At 60.0% G+C, this 21498-nt stretch carries 17 protein-coding genes and 1 pseudogene; 9 read left to right on the top strand and 9 right to left on the bottom strand.

Annotation, left to right across the window (positions count from 1 at the left end; translation table 11 throughout):
• Positions 1 to 325 precede the first annotated feature (325 nt).
• Complete coding sequence (locus ACP6KB_RS13335) at positions 326 to 2983, top strand: LuxR C-terminal-related transcriptional regulator (RefSeq protein ID WP_442114190.1); 2658 nt, start codon at positions 326 to 328, stop codon at positions 2981 to 2983.
• Between the two features lie 6 nt (positions 2984 to 2989).
• Here ACP6KB_RS13335 and ACP6KB_RS13340 read toward each other — a convergent pair whose 3' ends face one another.
• Both ACP6KB_RS13340 and ACP6KB_RS13345 read right to left on the bottom strand, forming a co-directional pair.
• Positions 2990 to 3637 (bottom strand): TetR/AcrR family transcriptional regulator, encoded by a 648-nt coding sequence (locus ACP6KB_RS13340; RefSeq protein WP_442114191.1) that lies wholly within the window; start codon positions 3635 to 3637, stop codon positions 2990 to 2992.
• Positions 3638 to 3649: 12 nt separating this feature from the next.
• Positions 3650 to 4438 carry an enoyl-CoA hydratase/isomerase family protein gene (locus tag ACP6KB_RS13345; protein WP_442114192.1) on the bottom strand — a complete coding sequence of 263 codons (789 nt, stop codon included), beginning with the start codon at positions 4436 to 4438 and terminating at the stop codon, positions 3650 to 3652.
• Positions 4439 to 4553: 115 nt separating this feature from the next.
• On the opposite strand from ACP6KB_RS13345, the gene ACP6KB_RS13350 reads away from it, so the two are divergent.
• The 3 genes and pseudogenes from ACP6KB_RS13350 to ACP6KB_RS13360 form a co-directional block, all read left to right on the top strand.
• Positions 4554 to 5696 carry an acyl-CoA dehydrogenase family protein gene (locus tag ACP6KB_RS13350; RefSeq protein ID WP_442114193.1) on the top strand — a complete coding sequence of 381 codons (1143 nt, stop codon included), beginning with the start codon at positions 4554 to 4556 and terminating at the stop codon, positions 5694 to 5696.
• Positions 5693 to 6835: an acyl-CoA dehydrogenase family protein gene (locus tag ACP6KB_RS13355; RefSeq protein ID WP_442114194.1), complete on the top strand. Its 1143-nt coding sequence runs from the start codon at positions 5693 to 5695 to the stop codon at positions 6833 to 6835. The genes ACP6KB_RS13350 and ACP6KB_RS13355 overlap by 4 nt, the downstream gene beginning before the upstream one ends.
• A gap of 279 nt (positions 6836 to 7114) precedes the next feature.
• A pseudogene (locus ACP6KB_RS13360) lies at positions 7115 to 7233 on the top strand (transposase); the annotation flags it as partial.
• A gap of 294 nt (positions 7234 to 7527) precedes the next feature.
• On the opposite strand, the gene ACP6KB_RS13365 reads toward ACP6KB_RS13360, so the two are convergent.
• The 3 genes from ACP6KB_RS13365 to ACP6KB_RS13375 all read right to left on the bottom strand — a co-directional run bounded on the left by ACP6KB_RS13365 (position 7528) and on the right by ACP6KB_RS13375 (position 11581).
• Positions 7528 to 8490, bottom strand: a complete 963-nt coding sequence (locus ACP6KB_RS13365) for a GNAT family N-acetyltransferase (RefSeq protein ID WP_442114195.1) — start codon at positions 8488 to 8490, stop codon at positions 7528 to 7530.
• A 207-nt stretch (positions 8491 to 8697) separates the two neighbouring features.
• Positions 8698 to 10149, bottom strand: a complete 1452-nt coding sequence (locus ACP6KB_RS13370; RefSeq protein ID WP_442114196.1) for a DUF1254 domain-containing protein — start codon at positions 10147 to 10149, stop codon at positions 8698 to 8700.
• A 25-nt stretch (positions 10150 to 10174) separates the two neighbouring features.
• Positions 10175 to 11581, bottom strand: a complete 1407-nt coding sequence (locus ACP6KB_RS13375; protein WP_442114197.1) for a DUF1254 domain-containing protein — start codon at positions 11579 to 11581, stop codon at positions 10175 to 10177.
• A gap of 286 nt (positions 11582 to 11867) precedes the next feature.
• On the opposite strand from ACP6KB_RS13375, the gene ACP6KB_RS13380 reads away from it, so the two are divergent.
• The gene (locus tag ACP6KB_RS13380; protein ID WP_442114198.1) at positions 11868 to 12398 is read left to right on the top strand and encodes a glyoxalase superfamily protein; all 531 of its coding nucleotides are present in this window, start codon (positions 11868 to 11870) and stop codon (positions 12396 to 12398) included.
• Positions 12399 to 12499: 101 nt separating this feature from the next.
• Here ACP6KB_RS13380 and ACP6KB_RS13385 read toward each other — a convergent pair whose 3' ends face one another.
• Positions 12500 to 13498 (bottom strand): cyclase family protein, encoded by a 999-nt coding sequence (locus ACP6KB_RS13385; RefSeq protein WP_442114199.1) that lies wholly within the window; start codon positions 13496 to 13498, stop codon positions 12500 to 12502.
• A 98-nt stretch (positions 13499 to 13596) separates the two neighbouring features.
• On the opposite strand from ACP6KB_RS13385, the gene ACP6KB_RS13390 reads away from it, so the two are divergent.
• Positions 13597 to 14529, top strand: coding sequence for a LysR family transcriptional regulator (locus ACP6KB_RS13390; protein WP_442114200.1), 933 nt, complete (start codon positions 13597 to 13599; stop codon positions 14527 to 14529).
• 117 nt (positions 14530 to 14646) lie between these two features.
• On the opposite strand, the gene ACP6KB_RS13395 is transcribed toward ACP6KB_RS13390, so the two are convergent.
• Both ACP6KB_RS13395 and ACP6KB_RS13400 read right to left on the bottom strand, forming a co-directional pair.
• Complete coding sequence (locus ACP6KB_RS13395; RefSeq protein WP_442114201.1) at positions 14647 to 16338, bottom strand: DUF4041 domain-containing protein; 1692 nt, start codon at positions 16336 to 16338, stop codon at positions 14647 to 14649.
• A gap of 319 nt (positions 16339 to 16657) precedes the next feature.
• Positions 16658 to 17218 carry a cupredoxin domain-containing protein gene (locus ACP6KB_RS13400; RefSeq protein ID WP_442114202.1) on the bottom strand — a complete coding sequence of 187 codons (561 nt, stop codon included), beginning with the start codon at positions 17216 to 17218 and terminating at the stop codon, positions 16658 to 16660.
• 218 nt (positions 17219 to 17436) lie between these two features.
• On the opposite strand from ACP6KB_RS13400, the gene ACP6KB_RS13405 reads away from it, so the two are divergent.
• Complete coding sequence (locus ACP6KB_RS13405; RefSeq protein ID WP_442114203.1) at positions 17437 to 17769, top strand: DUF2790 domain-containing protein; 333 nt, start codon at positions 17437 to 17439, stop codon at positions 17767 to 17769.
• Between the two features lie 138 nt (positions 17770 to 17907).
• Entirely contained in the window at positions 17908 to 18939 is a 1032-nt protein-coding gene (locus ACP6KB_RS13410; RefSeq protein WP_442114204.1) for a hypothetical protein, read from the top strand.
• On the opposite strand, the gene ACP6KB_RS13415 is transcribed toward ACP6KB_RS13410, so the two are convergent.
• Positions 18866 to 20032, bottom strand: a complete 1167-nt coding sequence (locus ACP6KB_RS13415) for a M50 family metallopeptidase (RefSeq protein ID WP_442114205.1) — start codon at positions 20030 to 20032, stop codon at positions 18866 to 18868. The genes ACP6KB_RS13410 and ACP6KB_RS13415 overlap by 74 nt on opposite strands.
• Positions 20033 to 20209: 177 nt before the next feature.
• On the opposite strand from ACP6KB_RS13415, the gene ACP6KB_RS13420 reads away from it, so the two are divergent.
• Positions 20210 to 21490: a flavohemoglobin expression-modulating QEGLA motif protein gene (locus ACP6KB_RS13420; protein ID WP_442114206.1), complete on the top strand. Its 1281-nt coding sequence runs from the start codon at positions 20210 to 20212 to the stop codon at positions 21488 to 21490.
• Positions 21491 to 21498: the final 8 nt, after the last annotated feature.

Genomic DNA, 21498 nt, shown 5'->3' on the forward strand with positions numbered 1-21498 from the left:
GTCAAGGCGCTAGGCCCAGGGGCTGGCCTCAGTGGTGTGAGCGCGGGCGGTAGCTAAAGCGCCGCCGCACAGGTGTCCGTCGATACTAGGAACGCCTGCAAGGGAGCGGCGACAGCCAAAGGGAGGACAACAGGAGGGTTTTGCACCTGGTTCAAACGAACCATGGGTAGGCGTAATCTCTGGGTAGGCCGCGGCCCACCCCGCTCGCACGCGCCGCAGGGATATATGTCGACCGCCCGTACACACTTGCGGCGGACGGCCCACACTGTTCTCGGCGCAGACGCTCGGCAATAATGCTGCCCTTGATCCTTCACTGGAGAACCTCGTGACCCGTGCCAGGAGCGTCCCCCCTCTTCTCGACTTCATTGTCGATCCCGCGGCGCTGCTCAGCGATGGCCCGTCGGTGCCCAGCTCGCCATTCAAATTCAGTGAACCGGCGGCCAGTGCAATCCATCTCCCTCGTGACGCCTTGCTCGCTCATCTGGGCCATGTCCGGCCTCGGTTGCTGGTGGTCTGCGCGCCAGCCGGGTTTGGCAAAACGACCTTCCTGCTGCAGTACCACCAACAGTGCCTGAACGAAGGGCGTGATGTCCTCTGGTGCAACGTCGATGTCGCCGACAACGACCTCGGGCATTTTCTCCAGGTCTTCGGCAGCCAGCTGGCGCACGTGTGGGGCCTGCTTCACACACCGCTGACGGCAAGCGAACTGCTGGCTTGCATCAGCCAACGCGAAAAAGCCTTTACCCTGATCCTCGACGAGTTCGAAGTGCTCGACAATCCGGCGCTGCTGGCGTTCATCCAGCACCTGCTGGACACCTTGCCTGCCCATGGCACCCTGGTCATTGGCTCGCGTCGTGTACCTGAGCTCAATCTCGGTCGCCTACGGGCACGCGGGCAGGTACAGGAGATAAGCCAAGGCGCCTTGCGCTTCAGCCTTGAAGAAGCCAAACGCTACATCCGCTTATGCTGCGCGCTGCACCTGAGCGATGACGACGTTGCCCGGCTGCTCGCGCGTACCGAAGGCTGGATCACCGCACTGTACCTGGCGACCCTGTCTTTGCGCTGGCAAGAGGATGCCAGTGCTTTTATCGACGCCTTCAGCGGCAGCCACCTCGAGGTGGCCGAGTACCTGAGCGAGGACTTACTGATGCGCCAGGACCCCGAAATCCGTGACTTCCTTCTGGACACCTGCATGCTCGACGCGTTCTGCGCGCCGTTGTGTGACGCCGTCACCGGGCGCGACGACAGCCAGGCGCAGATAGAGCGCCTGCTGAGGGACAACCTCTTTGTGCTACCCATGGACCATTGCCAGCACTGGTACCGCTATCACCCGCTGTTTGCCAGCTTCCTTCGTAGCCTGACGCAGCCGGCGCAGACCCAGCAGGGGCACTCGCGAGCCGCGCGCTGGTACCAGCAACAGGGCCGCTACGAACCCGCGATGGAGCACTTGTTCGCCGCCGATGAGACCGCACAGGCAGTGAGCCTGCTGGCCGCCCATGCCGGTACCTGGATGCTTGGCGGTCATGCGCGGATGCTGCTGTCGTACCTGCAACGCCTCCCGGAAAGCATCTTCAACGCACAGCCCGAACTGGGCATGGTGTACATCTGGTCGCTCCTCCATGCCCGCCGCCTTGCAGACGCCGAGCGCCTGATCGCGCATCCGGGGCTGGCCGCACGCGCCAGCATCGCCAAGGTGCAATGGCTGGCGCTGAGTGACCGCATGGAAGACGCCTATGTTGCGGGCCTGGCCCAGCTGGATAGCCTGAGCGCAAAAACGGACGACCCTGCCTATGCGCAGGTCGCCTACTACCTTTCGTATTGCATGATCTGCACTGGCCGCTTCGACCAGGCCCGCGCGCTGCTGGCCAAATTGCCGCGCCAGCCGGGTTACCTGCGCAACGGAGCCGACAGTCTGGAATCGTTGCTGGACCTGCATCAAGGGCAACTGGACAGCGCTCTTTCGCGCCTGCGTGTCACCGAGCAGGAGAACCTGCGCCTGAACGAGCATGCGACCACGTCGATGCAGACGTGCCTTGCCTTGCTCCTCTATGAAAACGACCAGTTGAGCGAAGCTAGGCAACGCCTGGAGCAGGTGCTGCCGCAGATCAAAGAGTTGAGTTCCCCGGACGCCTTGATCAGCGCCCATGTGCTGTTGGCACGCATGGCCGCGCTGGACGGCGAACATGACACCTGGATGCGCTACCTGACACAACTGGAACAGTTCGGGCACCAGAGCGGCTCATTGCGCATGGTCTGCTCTGCCTGGCTGGAACGTGCCCGCCAGGCTACCCATGCCGGGCACTTCGACACCGCCCGGCACGCCTTGCGTTCGGCTGAACAGGTGGCTGATTGGGCGGACTCCAGCGTGTGCTTCTACGCCAACGAAGTGGATACGCCCTTCATCGCCCGCCAGCGCCTGGCCATTGCACTGGGCCAGCCCCAAGCGGTAACCGAGGTGCGCGAAGCCCTGACACAAGCACGTCGCGAACAGCGTCTGCGTCGCGCACTGAAGCTGCAGTTGTTGCTGGCCATGGCCCAGAATGCCATCGGCGAACATCGGGAGGCGCTCGATGAACTCAGCATGGCATTGCGCTTTGCCAGCCAGGTCGGCTTTAAGCGCAGTTTTCTCGACGAGGGGCCGGCGCTTGGGGCATTGTTGGAGCGTTGGACGGTAACCCTATATGGGCAGGAACAGACGCTTTCGATCGCACCAGATTTCCTACCCGCGCTCCAAGCCCGCCTGTCGTTAACAACGCCCGCTAGCAACGCCGAGGCAGCCCTCCCCCAGGCCGGGCTGACCACACGTGAGCTGCAGGTTGTACGCTTGCTGGCCAAGGGTTACCGCAACCGGGAAATCGCCGAAAAGCTGTTTCTTTCCGAACTTACGGTCAAGTCTCACCTGCGCCGGGTCAACGCCAAGCTCGGCGCCCAAGGCCGGACCGAAGCGCTGGCGATCGCCAGGCAGCGGGGTCTGCTGGATTGAACGGGATCAACGCGGCACCACTGCCAGCGCCGCGTTGACGAAATCGAGCATCTGCCGGTGCACAGCGACCAGTTCGATGCTCACCGGGTCGAGCAGGTGTTGCAACATCACGCCACGCAAGGTTGCGAGGATCAGCGTGGCCCCGGCCGAGGCATCGACATTGCGGCGAATGTCGTCGCTGGCAATGCCCGTGCGGATGTGCGATGCCAGGTAGTCGTGCACCGAGCGGTTATAGTCAGCAAGAATTTCACGAGTCTCAGCATCCTCAGTTACTGCTTCGGCCATCAGCGCCAGCAGCGCGCGGGTATTAGTCCAATCGCCTGCGTCGCGACCCAGATAGACACCAACGAAGCCAAGCAAAGCATCCAGCCCAGGTTGCCGGCACGGTAACTCGATCTCCACCAGGTCCATGAAGTTGCGATTGACGTAGGCCGCCAGGGCACGTAACAGGCCTGCCTTGCTGCCGAAATGATGAGCCGCCAGGCCGCGGCTATAACCGGCCTCCTCACCGACTTCGGCCAGGGTCATACCGACCCAGCCCTTGCGCGCAACAATCTGCCGTGCGGCCTCCAGCAGGCGGCGCTCGGCATCGGCGCGGCGCTCCGTCTGGGTTCTGCGGCTAGCGTGACTGCTAGGTGAAGTGGCATCGGTCATGGACATTCCTCGTTACTGGCCGGTGAATACAGGCAAGCGCCGCTCAGCCATCGCGCGGTTGCCTTCAGCGAAGTCGGCGGTGACGATTTGCCACTCCTGCTCGCTGGCCTCGCGATCGATCACGGCGTCCACCGCATCGGCCAGGCCCGCGCGTAGTGTCTCACGACTGGACATTACCGCCAGCGGTGAGCACTGGGCAATTTCCCGCGCCAGCGCCAGCGCCGCCTCACGCTCACCGCCAACGTCCGCCAGCACATCGGCAAGACCGATGCGCACCGCTTCGCGACCGTCAATTCGCCGCCCGGTAGCGATCAACAACGACGCCATCTGGATCCCCACGACGCGCGGCAGGGTCACGGAAATACCAAACCCCTGGTGGATGCCCAGGCGATTGAAGTTCGCGCAGAAGCGCGCTTTCTCGCTGGTTACCCGGTAGTCGCCCACCAGTGCCAGGCCCAGGCCGCCGCCAACCGCGGCACCTTCGACCACAACAATCAGCGGCTTGCGCGTGCGGAACAGGCGCACCGCGTACTTGTACAACTGTCGGGGAAAACTCGGCTCGCGGGTATGCGCGGTGCCGTTGAAGTCGGCCCCGGCGCAGAACGTCTTGCCCGCTGCCTGCAACACCACAACCCGGCACTCCGGCAACTGATCGAGGTATTCGAGAGCCGCGACCAGGTCCTCGATCAGGGCCTGGTCGAAGAAATTTAACGGCGGGCGGCTGAACTCCAGTACTGCCACATGCCCTTGCAGGGCAAGCTCAAGTCCATGACCGGGATTGAAGGGCACAACGGCTGACATGAGGAACTCCTTAAATAGAAATGGGCTTGCCTGGATGACTAAGCTGCTGCTAGCGTATTTACTTGCTGACTGACAAGCAAGTTAAAAACACCCTTCACCTTGCGAGCAGATTCCTATGCAGGCCCTTGATATACGCCCTTGTACCCTGGATCCCCGCAGCGAAACACTGCGGGCCGAGGTTCGCGCTTTCCTCAGCGAAACGCTGCGAGACTTACCCGCCGCTGAACGCGCCAGAAACTGGAACGGCGTCGACGAAAGCTTCAGCCGCAAGCTCGGCGCACGCGACTGGCTGGGCATGACCTGGCCGCGTCGCTATGGCGGCCATGAACGCAGTGCGCTCGAGCGCTACGTCGTTCTCGAAGAGCTACTGGCCGCCGGCGCCCCGGTCAATGCCCACTGGATTGCTGAGCGCCAGAGCGGGCCGCTGCTGATCCGCTTCTCGCCCGATAACCTGGCACCGCGCATCTGTCCCGGCATCGCTCGCGGCGAAACCTATATTGCTATCGGAATGAGCGAACCCGACGTTGGTTCCGACCTTGCCGCGGTGCGTACCCGCGCCGACAAGGTAGCCGGTGGCTGGCGGGTCAACGGCCAGAAGATCTGGACCACAGGTGCCCAGCGCGCCCAGCATATGGTGACGCTGCTGCGCACCTGCCCCCGCGATGAAACCAATCGTCATGCCGGTCTATCACAGTTTCTCGTCGACCTGAGCGCCCCGGGGATTACCATTCGGCCGATTCTCAACATGCTCGGTGAGCACGATTACAACGAAGTATTTCTCGAAGACGTTTTCGTCCCCGACCACGATGTGATCGGCCAGCTCGGTGACGGCTGGAAGCAAGTGGGTGCGGAACTGGCACTGGAGCGCAGCGGCCCGGAGCGTTATCTGAGCAGTACCCAGTTGTACCTGGAAATGCTTGAAGTAGCTGACCCGCACGATGCCCGTCAGACCGTCAGTCTTGGCCGTGTCGCGGCGCGCTACGCGGCCTTGCGGCAAATGTCCCTAGGCATAGCAGGCATGCTCGCCCGGGGCGAGAGCCCCGCGATCGCCGCGACCCTGGTCAAGGACCAGGGATCTGTTCTGGAGCAATCCATGCCCGATCTGGCGCATGAACTGTTCGGCGGCCTGCGCACGTCGGGCTCGCCCTTGGACCAGACCCTGCATTACATCACCCAGACCGCGCCGTCCTTTTCTTTGCGCGGCGGCACCCGAGAAATTCTGCGTGGCATCATTGCCCGAGGACTAGGACTACGATGAACAGCCTCGAATCCCAAAGTGCCGATAGCGGCGCCTGTTCCGAACTGCAAACGATGATCGGTGACAGCGTCGAGCGCTTGTTCAGCCGCGCGATCACGCCGTCGGTGCTGGCGGACTTTGACACTCATGGCCGTATCGACGACCTGTGGCAGCGCGTGAGCGATAGCGGCCTGCCCCATGCACTGGTGCCGGAACACACCGGGGGAAGCGGAGCCAGCCTGCAGGATGTCGGTGCCGTTCTGCGCGCCATCGGCTACTGGCAAGCGCCACTTCCACTTGGCGAAACGTTGCTGGCCACGGCACTGTTGGCACGTGCCGGCCTGGACATTCCGGACGGACCGATCAGCCTGATTCAGGCCGGCCGTCTGGGTGACGTACGGCTCACCACGGATGCCCATGTCGTTGAAGGACGTGCCGAGCAAGTACCCTGGTCGCGCGCCTGCCGGTGGGCAGTGATTGCCGATACCGGACGCATCGCCCTGGTCGACCTGCAGCATGACAGCCTGACGCGCAGCGCTGCCTGCAACTTCGCCAATGAACAGCGTGACACCCTGTGCTTTAAGCGCACGCCGGTGGTTGCCACCGCCGAGCTCAAGCTACCCGGGGTTAGCGAACCGGTCTGGCTGCTAGGCGCACTGCTGCGTGCCTGTATGTCAGTCGGCGCTCTGGAGTCGGCGCTGGACAAGGCAGTGAGCTACGCCAACGAGCGCGTACAGTTCGGCAAGCCAATTGGCCGCCAACAGGCACTGCAGCAGTTGCTGGCGCAAATGGCCGGGGCGATCAGCCTGGCACGGATGACCACGCTCATCGCGCTGGGCAGCACCAGCGACTACCTCGAGGGACGTCTGGCACAGCCCCAACGCATACTATTCGACATCGCAGCGGCCAAGGTCTGCGCCGGTGAAGCAGCGACCCTCGGCTGCTCCGTGGCACATCAGGTGCACGGCTCGATCGGTTTCACTCATGAGCACAGCCTGCACCAGGTCACTCGGCGACTCTGGTCCTGGCGCGAGGAGTTCGGCAGCGATGCACAATGGGCGCACCTGCTGGGTAGTGCAGCCATTGAGTCGGGCGCGCAGGGCTTTTGGCACGGTCTGGTGGAGCGCGATCTGTGGCGTTCGCGTACGCAGGTGGCCTGATCAGAATCCTGATTCGCGGTCCTGCCATCGATTTCGACAGGACCGCGATGGTTCAGCTTTAAGCTGCAGCAATGAGGCGTGCTCATCGTAGCCTGATAAAGTGACTGACGGACGCGCATCATCGCCACATGAGGATCGCGGGCCCACATAATCCTCCCGCGCTGGGCCACCAAATCATCGAGCAACTGCTTCTTCTCCTCCACCAGGCACTCTGGTGTAGTGGTCTAATGATTCCGGACACCCATTTAGGCGAGAATGCTCGCCACAGAGAAGTGCCTGATGACCAAGCAACGCCGTACCTTTACCCCCGAGTTCAAGCGCGAAGCAGCCAGCTTGGTGCTCGACCAGGCTACAGCCACATCGACGCAGCCCGTTCGCTCGGACTGGTGGAGCGAGCAAGCCCAGACTATCATCTAATAGCCGATACCTCCTACTCCCTACCCCACTATCTGCTGCTCTCCGAATTGATCAGACTTGGCCACCAAGAAACGAACACCGGCCAATGCGAAGCGCCTTCAGTCTGCGTTTGAGCAGGTCACGCTCTTCGGCCAGTCAACCATCCGCTTCAACCCGGTTATACACGGCGAACGGCACGGCCTGTGACAGATAGTCCGCATCAGGCACGACAAACGACGCCCCGCCCTTTGGGGAATCTTCGCGCCTGATGGACGAACACTAAATTCAAGGCTCAATCACAGATGAAAATCGCCCGCAGCCTCCGGCTGATAAAGCACTTTCCTGATCTCAATCCTCCGGGTCCGATCAGAAATTCGCCAATCGATGGCGTCCCCCTCCTGATAGCCCAGGATGGCGGCACCGATGTCGGAGCACACAGAATGCTTCCCGGCGCTGCTGTCCGCGTCTTCTGGGTAAACCAAAGCCACCTCGATCTGTTCGTCGTCCAACTGCAGCAAGGCCCTGGAGTTCATCGTGACGACATTGCGCGCCACCTGCTGCGGTTTGACGACAATGGCTCGCTCAAGCTCATGTTCGAGTTCAATAACGGCCGGGCCTTGTTCGAGCACGATCAGGCTCTCGAGCCTGGCCTTGTCGATTTCAGTGATGTAGATCCCCGTGGCGTCGCCAACGGCACCTTCGCGTAGCAGCTGCAGATAGCGCCCCATCGTCATGGAGAATGATTTCAATGTCGGCGTTTCGCTCTCAAGCAGAAAGCCGCTGCGCAGGAAAGCTTTCAGCGAGCGCCCGTTGTCTGGGTGGATCTTGGCGATGAGCTTCTCGGCCCGCATGTCGAGGAAGGCCAGTTTCATGCCTTCGCGGATGGTGCGAGCGCCAAGGTTGCGGCCCCATTTTTTGCTGTCGCCGATGACCAGGACGATCTCGCAGTTTGAACCGGTCTTGACGAGACGGACAAAGCCCACTGGGGCGTCGTGCCGGTCGTAGGCCATGAAGAATCGGCCGCCGCGGTTGAATAGATGGGTCAGGATCGGCAATTGCGTTCGATCGATGGCTTGCTCGATGGAACGGGAGACATGACGTGAATCGCTCAGATAACAGGTGACGCGCTCATCCTCCAACCAGTCCATCAACGTCAGCGCGTGTGCCCGAGTAATTTCAGGGCACAGCGAAATGAAAGGCTTGTTCATCTTCACCACACTTATTTGCAAAGAATGAAAGCCCTTCATGGCAATGGCCATGACGGTTCTTTCGGCAACCGGCTATCTTAAGACATATCGCGAGAAATGCCGAACAGCGTGCGCACTTTGCCTTTACCAGCGTTCCTGATAGGGGGCGCTTGCCACCCCCTTCCCTGCTTCAAGAATCAAAAAACGGCGGAAGAGTGACAACGGCAGCGCTGCCAAAAAATGGCGCTGCACCCATCAGTCTGAGAAGTTTCCATAGGCTTATTCCACCACTTCGAAATCAGGCAATTTGAACGTCTTGTCGTTCATCTCCTGAGTGGGCCCATAGAAACGAATGGCGGGTAATGGACGCTTGCCGGATGTGGGAATCCAGTTCGACTCCATGCCTGCAGGCGCCTTCGGCCCGACGTAGAGGGTGACACCGCCATCGGCGTTCTTGTGCATTTTCTCCAGGTCAAAGGACGACAGCGTTGTCCGGTTCGATTCGCTGTAGATGAACGCCATGGTGGCGCGATCGTACACGGTCAGTGCCCAGAACTGCTTCACTGGCATCTTCGCGGGAATGTCCAGCTTGTAAAGCTTGCCGGCCTCCAGCAGCTTTCCATCCTTGTCAGCCATCGCCATCATGTACTGGGTCGCCGGTGTGGCACTCAGTGCCTTGGGCATGTAGGTGCACCAGAAGTACTCGGCGGCTCGGTTGATGAGGTCGACGCGGTTGTCATCGACGAAGGTGAAGGTCTTGTTGGCGTCGGTCATCAGCAACGAGGCGTAGTGCCGGTCGGTCCAGTAGAGCCTGTCTTTCGGGAAGTTGTCGAACCAGTGCTGCAGGTAATACCACGCATCGACGGCCGCCTGGCGCATCGCCCGCTTGCTGGTCTCGTCCGGTGCGAAGGGTTTGCCGTGCTCGATGCCCAGTGACGACAGCATGCCCATCATCACTTTGTCCTGCGGCTTGACCGGCTCGACGCTGACAATGGCATGCAGGTCTTCGAAGTAGCGCTCGTCGTACAGCGGCAATGTCGGATAGCGGTCGTTGATCGGGTCGACAAAACGTTGCTTCGGCGGATTGGCCGCATCGGCCAAGTAATACATGCGCAGCTTCTGGGCATACGCGTACGCGTCCGCCACGCTCTTGCCCGGTGCGGGCACAGAGCGGAATGCCAGGGCAATGCGGTAGTTGGGCGAAGGGATGTGGATATACCCTTGCGGAATTTTGCCGTCATAACCGGGGGGCGTGAACAGCAACTTGCCGCCCTTGCCCTTGTCCACCCCCGAGGGGCCGACGTCGGCAATCGTCAGTTGCCAGGCATCGACCACCTGGCCGTAGACGCTGCCTTGCTCTCCTGCGACGGGTACTTCCAGGACAACCGGACCTTTGCGCAAGTCGGTAAATGCAGAAATGTAAGGCGTGGTGCTGTTGGCCGTAATCGCTTCCAGCTTCGGCGTGGCGGTTGAGGAGTAGGCAATGATGTCATTGTCCTTCAGAGCAAGATCGTGCTCGCCGGCCCGCCGAAAGCTGTAGATGGCCGTTGCCGGAATCCCCCATAGCACCGCCTCGAAGGCTCGCTGGTACTTGAGCTGGTAATCGAAATCGCTGACCGAAGCCTTGGCATCGGCAGCTGGCTGTCCTCCCTGCGGGTCGGTCTGGGCGCTGGCCCAGTTCATCACCGCCATCAAACCAGCCCCTACGACGAATAATCTGCATGCTTTCATCTGCTGCTCCTAAATGCGTCTGAGGTCACTCAACTTTGGTCAGTTGTGGCATTACCCATTCGCCAGAAAGGATCGCTTGCGAAGGTTGGTATAGCCGCAGAATCACGTAGAAGCCGCCTTGCGGGGCGGGAAGCCAGTTGGCCGCGTTGTCACCTTGGGGCTTGGCATGGGAAATCGGCATGGTGATCGAGCCGTCCTTGGCCACCGTAAGGCCTGGCGTGTCGGTGCCGACCTTGTAGCGAGCCAGTTCGTTGTCGACCAGCATCTTGTCGCTGGCGTCGTACATCGTCAGCGACCAGAACGCGCCCACTGGCGGCGCCGAGGCCAGTTTCACCTCGTACCGGTTACTGCCAACCAGCGGCTGGTTGTTGCTGTCGGTAAAGCGGATGGGGTACATCGCTTCGTGCTCGCCCTGCCCACCCAGGTAAGGCCCGGCGACCATGGCCCGCAGCGGGTAGTTGTAGCCGAAGCTGTCCAGGCCGGTCACCCAGTTCCAGCCACTGCGGATCGACGAGGTGCTGGCCAACGAGGCAATGGCCACGTAGGGCGCGTCTTTCAGGCCCTCGGTCAGCCCTTTGCGGGTGGCCGGGTCGAGTTTGCCAGGGTCAAAGCTTTTTTCAGTCAGGCCGATACGGGAGAATTGCGCGAACAGTGCGGCGTCCGCCGGTTTAACCGGATTGTGCTGGAGCGCTGCGGCCAGCTCGGTGAAGAAACCCAGCTCATCGGCCCCGGTTGTCGGCAGGGGCGGCAAGGTGGAGTCCTTGGCGGGTTTGCCACTCAAGGGCACAAGGTTGAACTGCTTTTGCAGCGCCAGCACCGGTGCGGCGTTCTCACCTTGCTTGACGTGCAAGCGGCCCCAGAGCCAGACCTTCGAGGTGGAAACGTCCAGGCGCTTGGCATCCTCAGGTAGCGAGCCCTTCCAGCCCGGTGGCACCAGAACGAACTTGCCGGCCTTGGTACCCGTGGTGCGACGCCCGATGTAATGCTCCAGCTCCTGCCACATGTTGAAGACGTCGACCACGTAATAGCGGTCGTGGGTGTCGGGTACGGTGAGCACGTAGGGCTCGGTGAGGTTCACCACTGCGCTCATGTAGTAGGTGTCATTATTGGCCGTCGGCATGTCCTTCGCCGCCGGAGAGGCCAGCTCGGTGGCCCAGCCGATCTGGTTCAGCTCGGCGCGGTAGCTGGTCTTGGGTTTGGGCGAAGGCACCGTGGTGTACTCGCGTGCGACACGTTCCATGCGCACCAGCGGGTAGCCCCAGTTGTAGGCCGAGATGGCCAGGCTGTAGCCATCGGCCTGCAAGCCTTTCTGCACATTGTCGGGGGTTGCGGGTGTGGACAGCAGCAGATCCGCTGGTGCTGCCTGTGCCCCATGGCCCAGCACTAGGCAGAAAGGTAGGACACACAACAGTAATTTACGTGATGAGGCCATGCGGAACCCTCCGGTGGCACAGAGTAGAAAGACGTATCCAAACGCCATAGCGTCGAAGCTGGAAACCAGAAAGTAGACTAGTTGGCGGGGCTGAATCGTCAATTTCGGCAACGACCTGGTTTCGTCGAATCCCCTGACTGTGTAGTATCAGCGCAGGCTTATGCTGCCTGCCGCTCGCACCGATAAGGAAGGTGAAAGCATATGTACTCCAGACCCTTTCGCATCTCTCTTGATAGTCGAGGTTTGGCAACGCGAGCACCAAGAAGCTTCGACTCCAGGAGCAATGATGTCGACAATCGAAAACGCCAAGCGGATGGCCAAGCGTCTGCGTACCTCACTTGAGGCCCGCAATCACGAGTTATCCCATAGCGCTGCGCTTGAAATGGTGGCCCAGCAGCTGGGATACAAGGATTGGAATACCGCTTCAGCCGTGCTTCCTCACGAATCGACGGCCCCTGCCGTCACGCTGAAAAAAGCCATACCGATACTGCGAATGTTCGATGAAGCGAAGGCAAGAGAGTTTTATCTCGATTTTCTTGGCTTCAGCGTCGAGTTCGAACACCGTTTCGAAGCTGATCTTCCCCTGTATCTGGGGCTCAGCCGCGACAGTCTGCAGATCCACCTTTCCGAGCATCATGGCGACGCAAGTCCGGGAACGACCCTTTTCGTTCCCATGCACAACATTGAGCTGTTTCGCGACGAACTGATCAGCAAACGCTACGGTTTTGGACGGCCAGACATTGTCGAGCAGGATTGGGGCAAACTTCTGGAAGTCTACGATCCGTTCGGTAACCGTATCCGTTTCTGCCAAAGCTGATTGCTCGCTGAGCTAACTTCACTTCAGCGTAAATGAGGGGGCGCCTGTTTAATCATTCAGATTAAGCAGGCGTTCTCTTTTAAAATTGCCCTGCCTCAGTTTCAGCGCACCGGCAACGCCATCGGCCGCATCGGCGCCGCATCCGCTCCGCGCAGTTTCAACGAAGCGCCGACAAAGGCGAACTGATAAACCCGGTCCTTGGACAAACCTTCCAGGTTCACCAGTTCGATGATCGGCGCGCCCTGCATGGCCAACAGGTAGGTGTGCACCGGCAGGTAGTTGCCTTCGACTTCCGACGGGAACGTCTCGAAACTCAGGTTATCAGCGCCGACCACCATCGCCCCGCTCTCCTCGACCAGGAATTTCGCCGCATCCAGGCTTAAACCCGGTGGGTTGGCCATGTACGCCTGGGCGTTTTCATAGTCACGCATGCGCCCGGTACGGATCAGCACGACATCGCCTTTCTCCAGCACCACCTGTTGCTTGGCCAACGCCTGCTGCAAATCGCTGCGGGTGACGCGGTAGTTATCCGCCAGTTGCTCCAGGCCCTTGGCCACCGCGACATCAATCATGACCCCGCGAGCGATGATCGGTGGCAGTTTCTCTGCACCGGTGACGTTCCAGCCACGGTCTCCCAGGTGCTGGTCGGCACGAAAGCCGTTCCAGATTTTACCGTTGAGTCCAAAGTGGTTGAGTGCGTCGATATGGGTGCCCATGTGGGCGTACATCGACACTGCCGAGCCGCTGTAGCTGACGTGCTGGTTCATCGGCTCGCCGACTTTCATCGGGTCGGCGATGACGTTGCCGTGTGGAGTGTGGGTCATCCACATCTGGTAAGGCGGGTCGCCTGCGGCTTGCCAGCTGGGCATGCCGACAAAGTACTCCACCGCCAGGTCATAGGCCTGGGCGCCGTTGACCCGGGCCATGATCGCAGCCTGCGACTGCGGGGTCATCAGGTTCAGGCGCCCTATTTCGTCTTTCTCGCCCCAGGGGCTGATACCCACGTCGGGCTTGGCCAGCGCGCCGGCACTGTACAGTGAGCCGAGCACCGACAAGACGGCCAGCCCGGTAAGGTTTTTGATCCACGATCGCTGCTGCATGAGATAGCTCCTAAAAGGGGGAGCACTCATGGTATTGGCTGCTAAATCATAGATAATCAGGCGTTTGGTTAATTGATATTCAACCCAGGAGAAAATATATGGATGTATTGCTGGCCATGCGTACCTTTCGCCGCGTGGTTGAGCGCGGCAGCTTCAGTCTGGCGGCTGTCGACCTGGGGCAATCTACTGCGGCGGTGAGCAAGCAAGTGCGACAGCTGGAGGAACGCCTGGGCAGCCTGTTGCTGCTGCGCACCACCCGGCGCATGAGCCTGTCCGAGGCCGGTCAGGCGTACTTCAGCGAATGCTGCCACTTACTCGATGAGCTGGACGCTCTGGAACGTGCGACCCAGAGCGGTTCCAGCGAGCCCAGCGGGTGCCTTCGGGTCAACGCGCCGTTGTCGTTTGGCCTCAAGGTACTGTCGCCGATTCTGGTGGCGTTCATGCAGCGCTACCCGCAACTGAAGGTCGAGCTCACCCTCGATGATCGCCTGTTGGACGTGGTCAGCGAGGGCTTTGATGTTTCGCTGCGGATTCGCAGCCACTTGCCGGACTCATCGCTGGTCGCCAGACGCCTGGGGGACATTGCCCAAGTGATCTGCGCGGCGCCAGCTTACCTGCAGGCCAACGGCACGCCGCAGCGCGTCGACGACCTGCGTGACCACAGTTGCCTGGCCTATCGTCTGGCAGAACATCCCGGCAGCTGGCAGTTACAAGGCCCACAAGGCAATAGCCGTCTGGAATTGCCTGTGCGCCTTGCAGTAGACAACAGCCTGATGCTGAGCGACATGCTGCTGGCTGGCCTGGGCATCGGCGCCCTGCCCTCGTTCATCGCCCAGCCGTTGCTCGACAGCGGCCAGTTGCTGCAATTACTCCCAGAGCAGTCCATGCCGCGGCGTTCGATCTATGCCTTGTACGCCAGCCATCGGCATGTATCGCAGAAAGTCCGGGTGTTTGTGGATTTCCTTGCCGATGCACTGCAAGCGCTGCCAGTAGCGGCGGTGCCCAGCGGCGCAACGTCTGTTCGGGAGTAAACCTGTCCGACTCAGCGTGACGGCTATGGTACTGCCTGCAAATGAGCATTGGCGCCTAGCCCTTCGCCCAGCGTTTCGGCTGGTGGCTGTGGCTCGACGCCTCGTCGGCAACGGTGTTTACGCTGAAACCAGAGCCTCTTCCTCGGACTGCTCGATAGCTTCTTCTACTTCAAGCTGATGGCGCGTCCACTCTGCGGCAATGGCCGGGTTCTCGGTAATCTGCTGCTCGATACGCTGCGTCTCTTTGAACTCAAGTGCCTTAGCGCTCATCGTCCATTGTGTTTCAACACCCAACTGTTCGAGCTCTTCACGTATCGCCGGCAGGCCAATGCGGAAGAACTCCTTGCGTGGGTTGACCTTGTTCACCTGCTCTCGCAGGAAGTGACGGTGAAGCTTTTTCTCAAGCCCAGGGGCATCGTCGCTGAAGATCATGGCGTGGATGTCGAACTCGAACGGAACACTTGCGTCACCGAGTTCACGCACCCGATCCAGCGGTTCAAGGCGGCGGGTCATGCCGATCTTGAACACTTGCTCACCGAAGGAACCAATGTTGGAAATGACATAGACATGACCTGCACGCGTCTGCTGAGCCATGGAAAGAGCGCGCTGATTCTTGTCCTCAGCGGCCTGCAATTGCACTTGTAGAAGCGCCAGTCGAGCCTCGAACTCTGCTCGTTCAGCGGCGCTGGCGGCGGCAACCTGCTCCTGAGCTTTCTCCAGCGCTTTGCGCAAGGTGGCCTCTTCTTTGGCTGCTTCCTTGATCGCTCGCTCATATTCCCGGCGAGCTTTTTCTTCCTCGCGGATTTGCTCACGCAACTGGCGTTGCTCTTCACGTTCCTGATCTTTGAGCAGCTTAGCAGTCACTGCCCAACGCAACTCCTCCAGGCGGGAGGCCAAGTACTCTTCATTAATCCGGGCATTGCGGAACGGGGCTCCGTTGAGATTGACCAACGCAGCAGCATCACGGATCTCCTGTTCAAGCTTGCCGTGATTGTCGGACTTGGTACGGGAAAGAATTGAGTCGACTTTGCCGTTAAATGCGTCCACCACAAAGCGCACAGCAGTGTCACGTCGATTCGCCTCCACGTAATCACATGCTGCAGCTCTACCCGTCTTGATCATCAGACGAGAGAACTCCCGGGCCGCTTTGAGCTTCTGGCCGGCCTCGGTGAAGCCAAATTCCTCTGCCAGGTCGTCCAGCAGGTTGTAGGTCGGAACGATGTAAGCGTCGCCATACCCTTCCACAACGTTCTTCATAGCCTGGGCGGCATCAGTGTAGTGCTTGGCTTTACCCATAGCGGCCAAGGCATCCCCCGCTACTTGTTCAGCACGAATCTGGGCATCGGCAACAATTTTCGCTGCGTCTACAACGGCCTGCTGCAATCGTTCTTCAGCCTGGCTGACCTTAAGCTGAGCCTGTTGCAACAGTTGCTCACGTTCCAATCTGGTCTTGCCGAGGATCTGACCGCTCTGCGTTTCTGCATTTGCAATAGCCTGTTTCAGTCGGATCTCCGCCTCACTGACTTTAGCTTGGGCCTGGTGCAGTAGCTGGGTACGTTCTGCTCGGGTTTCATCCAGGATGCGAGCGGCTTCCGCTTCTGCGTCCAGGATGTCCTTGAAGCGCTCCAGCTCCTTCACCTCTCGTGCTAATTGCTGCCGGAGTGCAGTGACCTCTTCTTCTGTAGCCTTCAGATCGTTCTGCCTGGCTCCAAGCTCAGTTTTCAGCTGGCTGATCATTCCCTTTGCCCTGATGCTTTGCACCAGAAACACACAGGCGGTAATGCCTGCGATTAACGCTATAAGCTCCATTAGCGGCTATCCATGTCTATGACAAAGCGTGGATCGTACATGGCCTTCGTGGCTATAAGCCATCACTCTGGATCTTCTATCACCGACTGGTAGCCGAATTACACAGGCGGAGTACATTTGTACTCCGCCCGACTATTTCAGCCCTGTTCATTGTCCAGGCACGCAGTTGAACATCTCACTCGCGTTGTCTATTCCACTCAAATCTCCAGCGACTCACCGAGGCCACCCGCACGCGCAGTCTCCACACTCGCTCGAATACACCGCCAGTTGATATCAGGCACCGATTGCTAAAACAGCGCTGCGGATCGCAACGCTCAGCTCAACGCATGACAAATTCACCCACCATTCCGGCCTGATAATGGCCCGGCAAGGTGCAAGCGAAGTTCAGGCTGGAGGCATCGGCGAAGGTCCAGACAAACTCTTTGGTAGTGCCGGGTTCAACAAGGATGGCGTTAGGATCGTCATGCCTGGCTTCAATCACCTCTGGATAGCGCGGCGGGTCCATATCGCTCGGCGCGGTGAAGTACTCGCGCCAGACAATCGATTTCGCCTTGCCCGTCGGCGTCAGTGTGCCGTCTTTGAAAAGCGCCGCCATCTCGCGCTGATGTTCCAGCTGCGCAGTAGCCTTGCCGATGTTGAATTCATGCATCAGCGCCCCTTCGTTCTTCACTATAAAACGGACCGTCTCGCCAGGCGTTACATCAATCGACTTCTGACCGTAGCGAATGTCGTCCATCTTGATGAAAACGCTGCGTGTTGCAGGCGTTGCTTGAGTCTGTTGGCCAATGTCGGCGTCACTGGCGGACGGATTCGCTACGGCTTGAGTGGTGGCGCTAAAGATAAGTGCGGTGATCAGTAATTGCACAGGTGAACCGTTCATGATGAAACCTCACTGTAGTGGGTTGGCAAACTGATGCTATGCCCGGTTTCCTGCCACAGGGATTACGCCAATACTACAAATCCGTCATGTTGAAAAAGTTCGCTTGGCAACCACTTCGAGCGTCGTGTGGCTGACATGTCGTCGATGTAATCTGTGCATCATTAGAATGACAGGCATGGCATTTTATTCTTGCATCACACCCACTGGAGTGATGCGCCATGAAATCATTGATCGCTATTAGCGCCATACTGGTCCTGAGCACTTCATCTTTCGCGACGGCAGACGGTAGTACTGATCCCGTGCACGGAAAGATGATTCAGGCAAACGAGCAGGCAATGCGTGAGCTTGCAGCGGCCAGAGGTAAGAACCCACCGGAAGTTACTCACTATCGTTATGGAACCAAGTTGGATATTGATAAAGTTATCAACGTTACTTCGACTAAAAAGAATTGCAATGTGATGCCTGCGCAAATGACTTATGAAGACTCCAGTGGAGAACTAAATATTCTGGAGTACCGCGTTGCTGGAATAAATTGCCAGAACCAGAACTGAGCACAATGATCAGCTGGCCATTGTTTTCGCGGCGCAAGGCCGCTCCTACAGTGATCCCCGGTAGGAGCGGCCTTGCGCCGCGAAAGAGCACCATCAGCTATGATGAGCGCCCGTCAGACAACTGGAAGTCCGATCCTCATGCGCAAACCCTTGGCCGCCCTGGTACTCGCCTGCACTTCTACCTATGCCAGTGCCGCGCCCACCGACCTCGCCGGCGTCTGGAAAGGCACGCTCGGCAAGTCTGCAATCACCGCCTGTTTCAACACCGCTCCCGACAGCAACGGCAGCTATTACTACCAGCGCTTTCTTACACCGATCCAGCTAACCCGGGAACAAACCGGTGGCGTCTGGAGCGAAGAAGGCAACACCGGGCTCTGGGATCTGCAAGCGGTGAACGGCAAAACGCTGAGTGGCACCTGGCGCAAAGCGGCAGGCGCCAACCCCCTGCCCTTGGCATTGACCCGCGCAAGTGCTGAAGGCTGTGGTGGTGACGCCTATAACGCGCCCATGGAGGCAGCACCGCTGCCCGTCAAGGTAGAGAAAAAAACCTTCGACGAGCACGCCTATCAGCTCAGAACCCAAGGCGCCCAGGTCACCATCAGGTTGGCGGGCGATACCCCGGCTATCGACAAGATCAACCAGCAACTGGCACGGCTGGCCGTCAGCCCAGAGGACCAGCAACAGTTTTTCATCGAGCGCCGTGAATACCTGGGCCGCGATGGCGCTGCGACGACGAGTGAGATCAGTGTGGAACCCACCTATTGGTCATCGCAGTGGATCACCGTCAGGTTTTACCGCTGGACGGCAGGCTTTGGCCGCAATGGCATCAGTTGGGGCCTGCACACCTGGAATCTGCAAACTGGCGAATCCGTCGATCCGTGGACCTGGGTCGGTGCTGATTTCCAGTGGTACAGCCCTTACTCCGGGCATGTAAAACTGCCCAAAACCTTCGCCACCTGGCTGCAAACCCAGGCAGAGGCAGATGCCGACTGCCCCGATGTTGCCAGCTACGACAATTACGACCTGAGCTTCGATTCCCAGGGCATGCGCCTGGCCAATCAACCTACCGGTGACGGATGTGATGTCGATCTGGCGTTCAGTTGGAAGCAGCTGGAACCGCAGCTGTCGGCGCAGGGTCGGGCCGCGCTGGCGAGTCTGCAGACGCCGTGAGCAATGCCTGGATGTAACCGGCCAGTCGTTGTTCGCGCAGGCGCTGGGAGCGATCCTGGCTGTTAGCCGCCAGGTCCGCGGCTTGCTGCACAAAGTGCGCCGAGCGCTCGGTGTCACCGGCAAGCGCAGCGCGCAGCGCCAGACAACGCGGCCGGAAACTGGGGGCGTACCAGTCGATTGGCGCGTGGAACAAGAAGTCATTCAACTCGCGGGCATCGCACTCAAGCATCGCCCGCGAAAATGTCAGCTCCGCCCGTACAATCGACAGCAAAACCATGCTTTGCCGCAACGCAGCAGGAGGCGCTGCCAACAGTGCCTGCAACTCATTGCCGAGCGCCACCGCAGCGCCCCAATCCGCCAGATTCTGCCGGGCATACAGGCGAAAGCCCAGCGCAGTCAAGGACGCGGGCAGCGGTTCGGCGCTCAGTTGCTCAAGATCGACTTCAGGCAAATCCTCAGCTTGCGTACCCGCAACGGTCAGTGCCAGCAACCGCGCATTGGCCAGTGCCGGCCCCTGTTCATCCGGTTTGCTGAGCCACGCCAGAAATCCCGCGCCATCGCTGACACGGCCCGGGCTGACCGTGGGGATCAGGTTGGCCAGCCCGGTGCTCAGGTTGCACACCCCTAGCGCCAACAATAGCGCTGCGAACTCACCAATAAACAGCGACGAAAGTGCCAGGCACACTCCCGCCACGAACAGGTTGAGTACTGGCCCAGCCAGGGTGAACACCAGCATTGCCTGGCGCATTGGCTGCTGCGACGCGTGCACCGCCATGACATAGCCGCCCAGTGGCTGACCTTTGGCGTGACGCGACCAGCGCAACTTCCAGCCGTGCTGCAACGGTTGCAGCTCCACGGCCAGCACCCGCACCGAAAGCACCGTCATGCCAGCGTATCTAGCGCCCAGGTAATGCCCGCCTTCGTGTACGCAGAGGCTGAGAACCCCGAGGATGAAGGCCATGAACATGGCGGAGAACGGCTGCAAGCCGACATCGATGCTTTCACCGAGGATCAGCGCTGGCAGGAAAAATCCCGCAGCACCGATGATCCATTGCAGCACCAGCAGCAGCCGGTGTATCCCTCTGAACAGCATGATCCAGTCCTTTGTGATCGCCCTGCTCTGGCATGAGTGGCAAAGCGGACCGCCCATTGAAACACCGGTTTTGCACCCACAGCAATTTTCATCGTGACATCAGTTGCCTGGAGCCTCAGGCGGGTCTGACAAGGACTACGCTAGAGCGATGGATCGACCACTCTCAAGGTGACTGCCATGAGTGCCCTGTCGCTGTCTGAACTCGATGCCGCGTTGCCCGGTTTAACCCGCAAAATCCGCGTACTCGACGCGCTGGCATGGCCGGACGGTGTCGAAGAGGTGTTTCTGGCTCAATGGCGCAGCGGCAAGGCGCAGTTACCCAAGGTCGAGTTCAGCCCGCGCGAGCACGGCGCCGACATCGCGGCGCTGGACAGCTTTGTCGCACAGTGCGACCAAGGCCATCCGGCCGGTCACTTCCTCGCCAGGACTGCTCACAGCTACGCCACGGCCGGGCGTATGTTGGGGGCCATGGGGACCCCGGCGTTTACCCAATATTCTTCGGCACTGTACCGGCGCCCGGACTTCTACTACCCGCGGCAGAAGCTGAGCATGCTCGACGCCGCGCATTTCTTTCTGAAAACCACCGATGCCCTGCTCGGCGGCAGCCATATCGCTCCAAGCCCGGCGCAGATCCCGGCCAGTGAGTTTGCCGCCTGGCTGCAACCAGAGCTGGACCGCTTTTTTGGCCCAGGCCAGATCAGCATCAAGCTTGACCCTGATCTGGCCGCCAAGGCAATTGCCGGGACAAGCCGCATTCGCCTGCGTGCCAGCGCTTTGTTCACCGAGCTGGACAAGCAGCAATTGCTGCAGCATGAAGCCTTCGTGCATGTGGCCACCGCGCAGAACGGTGCGCGCCAGCCCAACCTCAAATGCCTGGCCTTGGGCGCACCCCGCACCACCCAGACCCAGGAAGGTATAGCCACGCTGGCCGAGCTGCTGACCGGCAGCATGGACATCAACCGCCTGCGGCGCCTGGCCTTGCGGGTGCTCGCGGTGCAGCAAGCACTGGATGGCGCCGACTTCATCCAGGTGTTTGAGGGGTTTCTCAACGCCGGTCAGTCAGAGGAAGAGTCGTTCCGTTCAACCCAGCGCATTTTTCGCGGCGCCACTGTGCGCGGTGGGTCGGCGTTTACCAAAGATGCCGCCTACCTGACCGGGCTGCTCGGTGTGCACACCCTGTTGCGCGTGGCGATCCGCGACAACCGTCCGGAACTGGTGGGGCATCTGTTTGCCGGACGCCTGAGCCTGGGCGATACCCTGCACCTGGCGCCGCTGTTTGAGTCCGGCTGGTTGCAGGGGCCTACTTATATTCCGGCCTGGGCTAGCGACCTGCGGCGCCTTGCTGCGAACCTGGCGTTTTCTGCGTTTATTGCCCGAATCAAGCTGGACGTGCTTGATCTGCAACTGTTCATGGCCTTTGAAGACGAGCATGAGGTCGATACCAGCCGCCTCACTTGAGCGAAATC

It is taken from the genome of Pseudomonas sp. NUPR-001 (assembly GCF_052147955.1).
In the GTDB taxonomy this organism is placed as follows: Bacteria; Pseudomonadota; Gammaproteobacteria; order Pseudomonadales; family Pseudomonadaceae; genus Aquipseudomonas.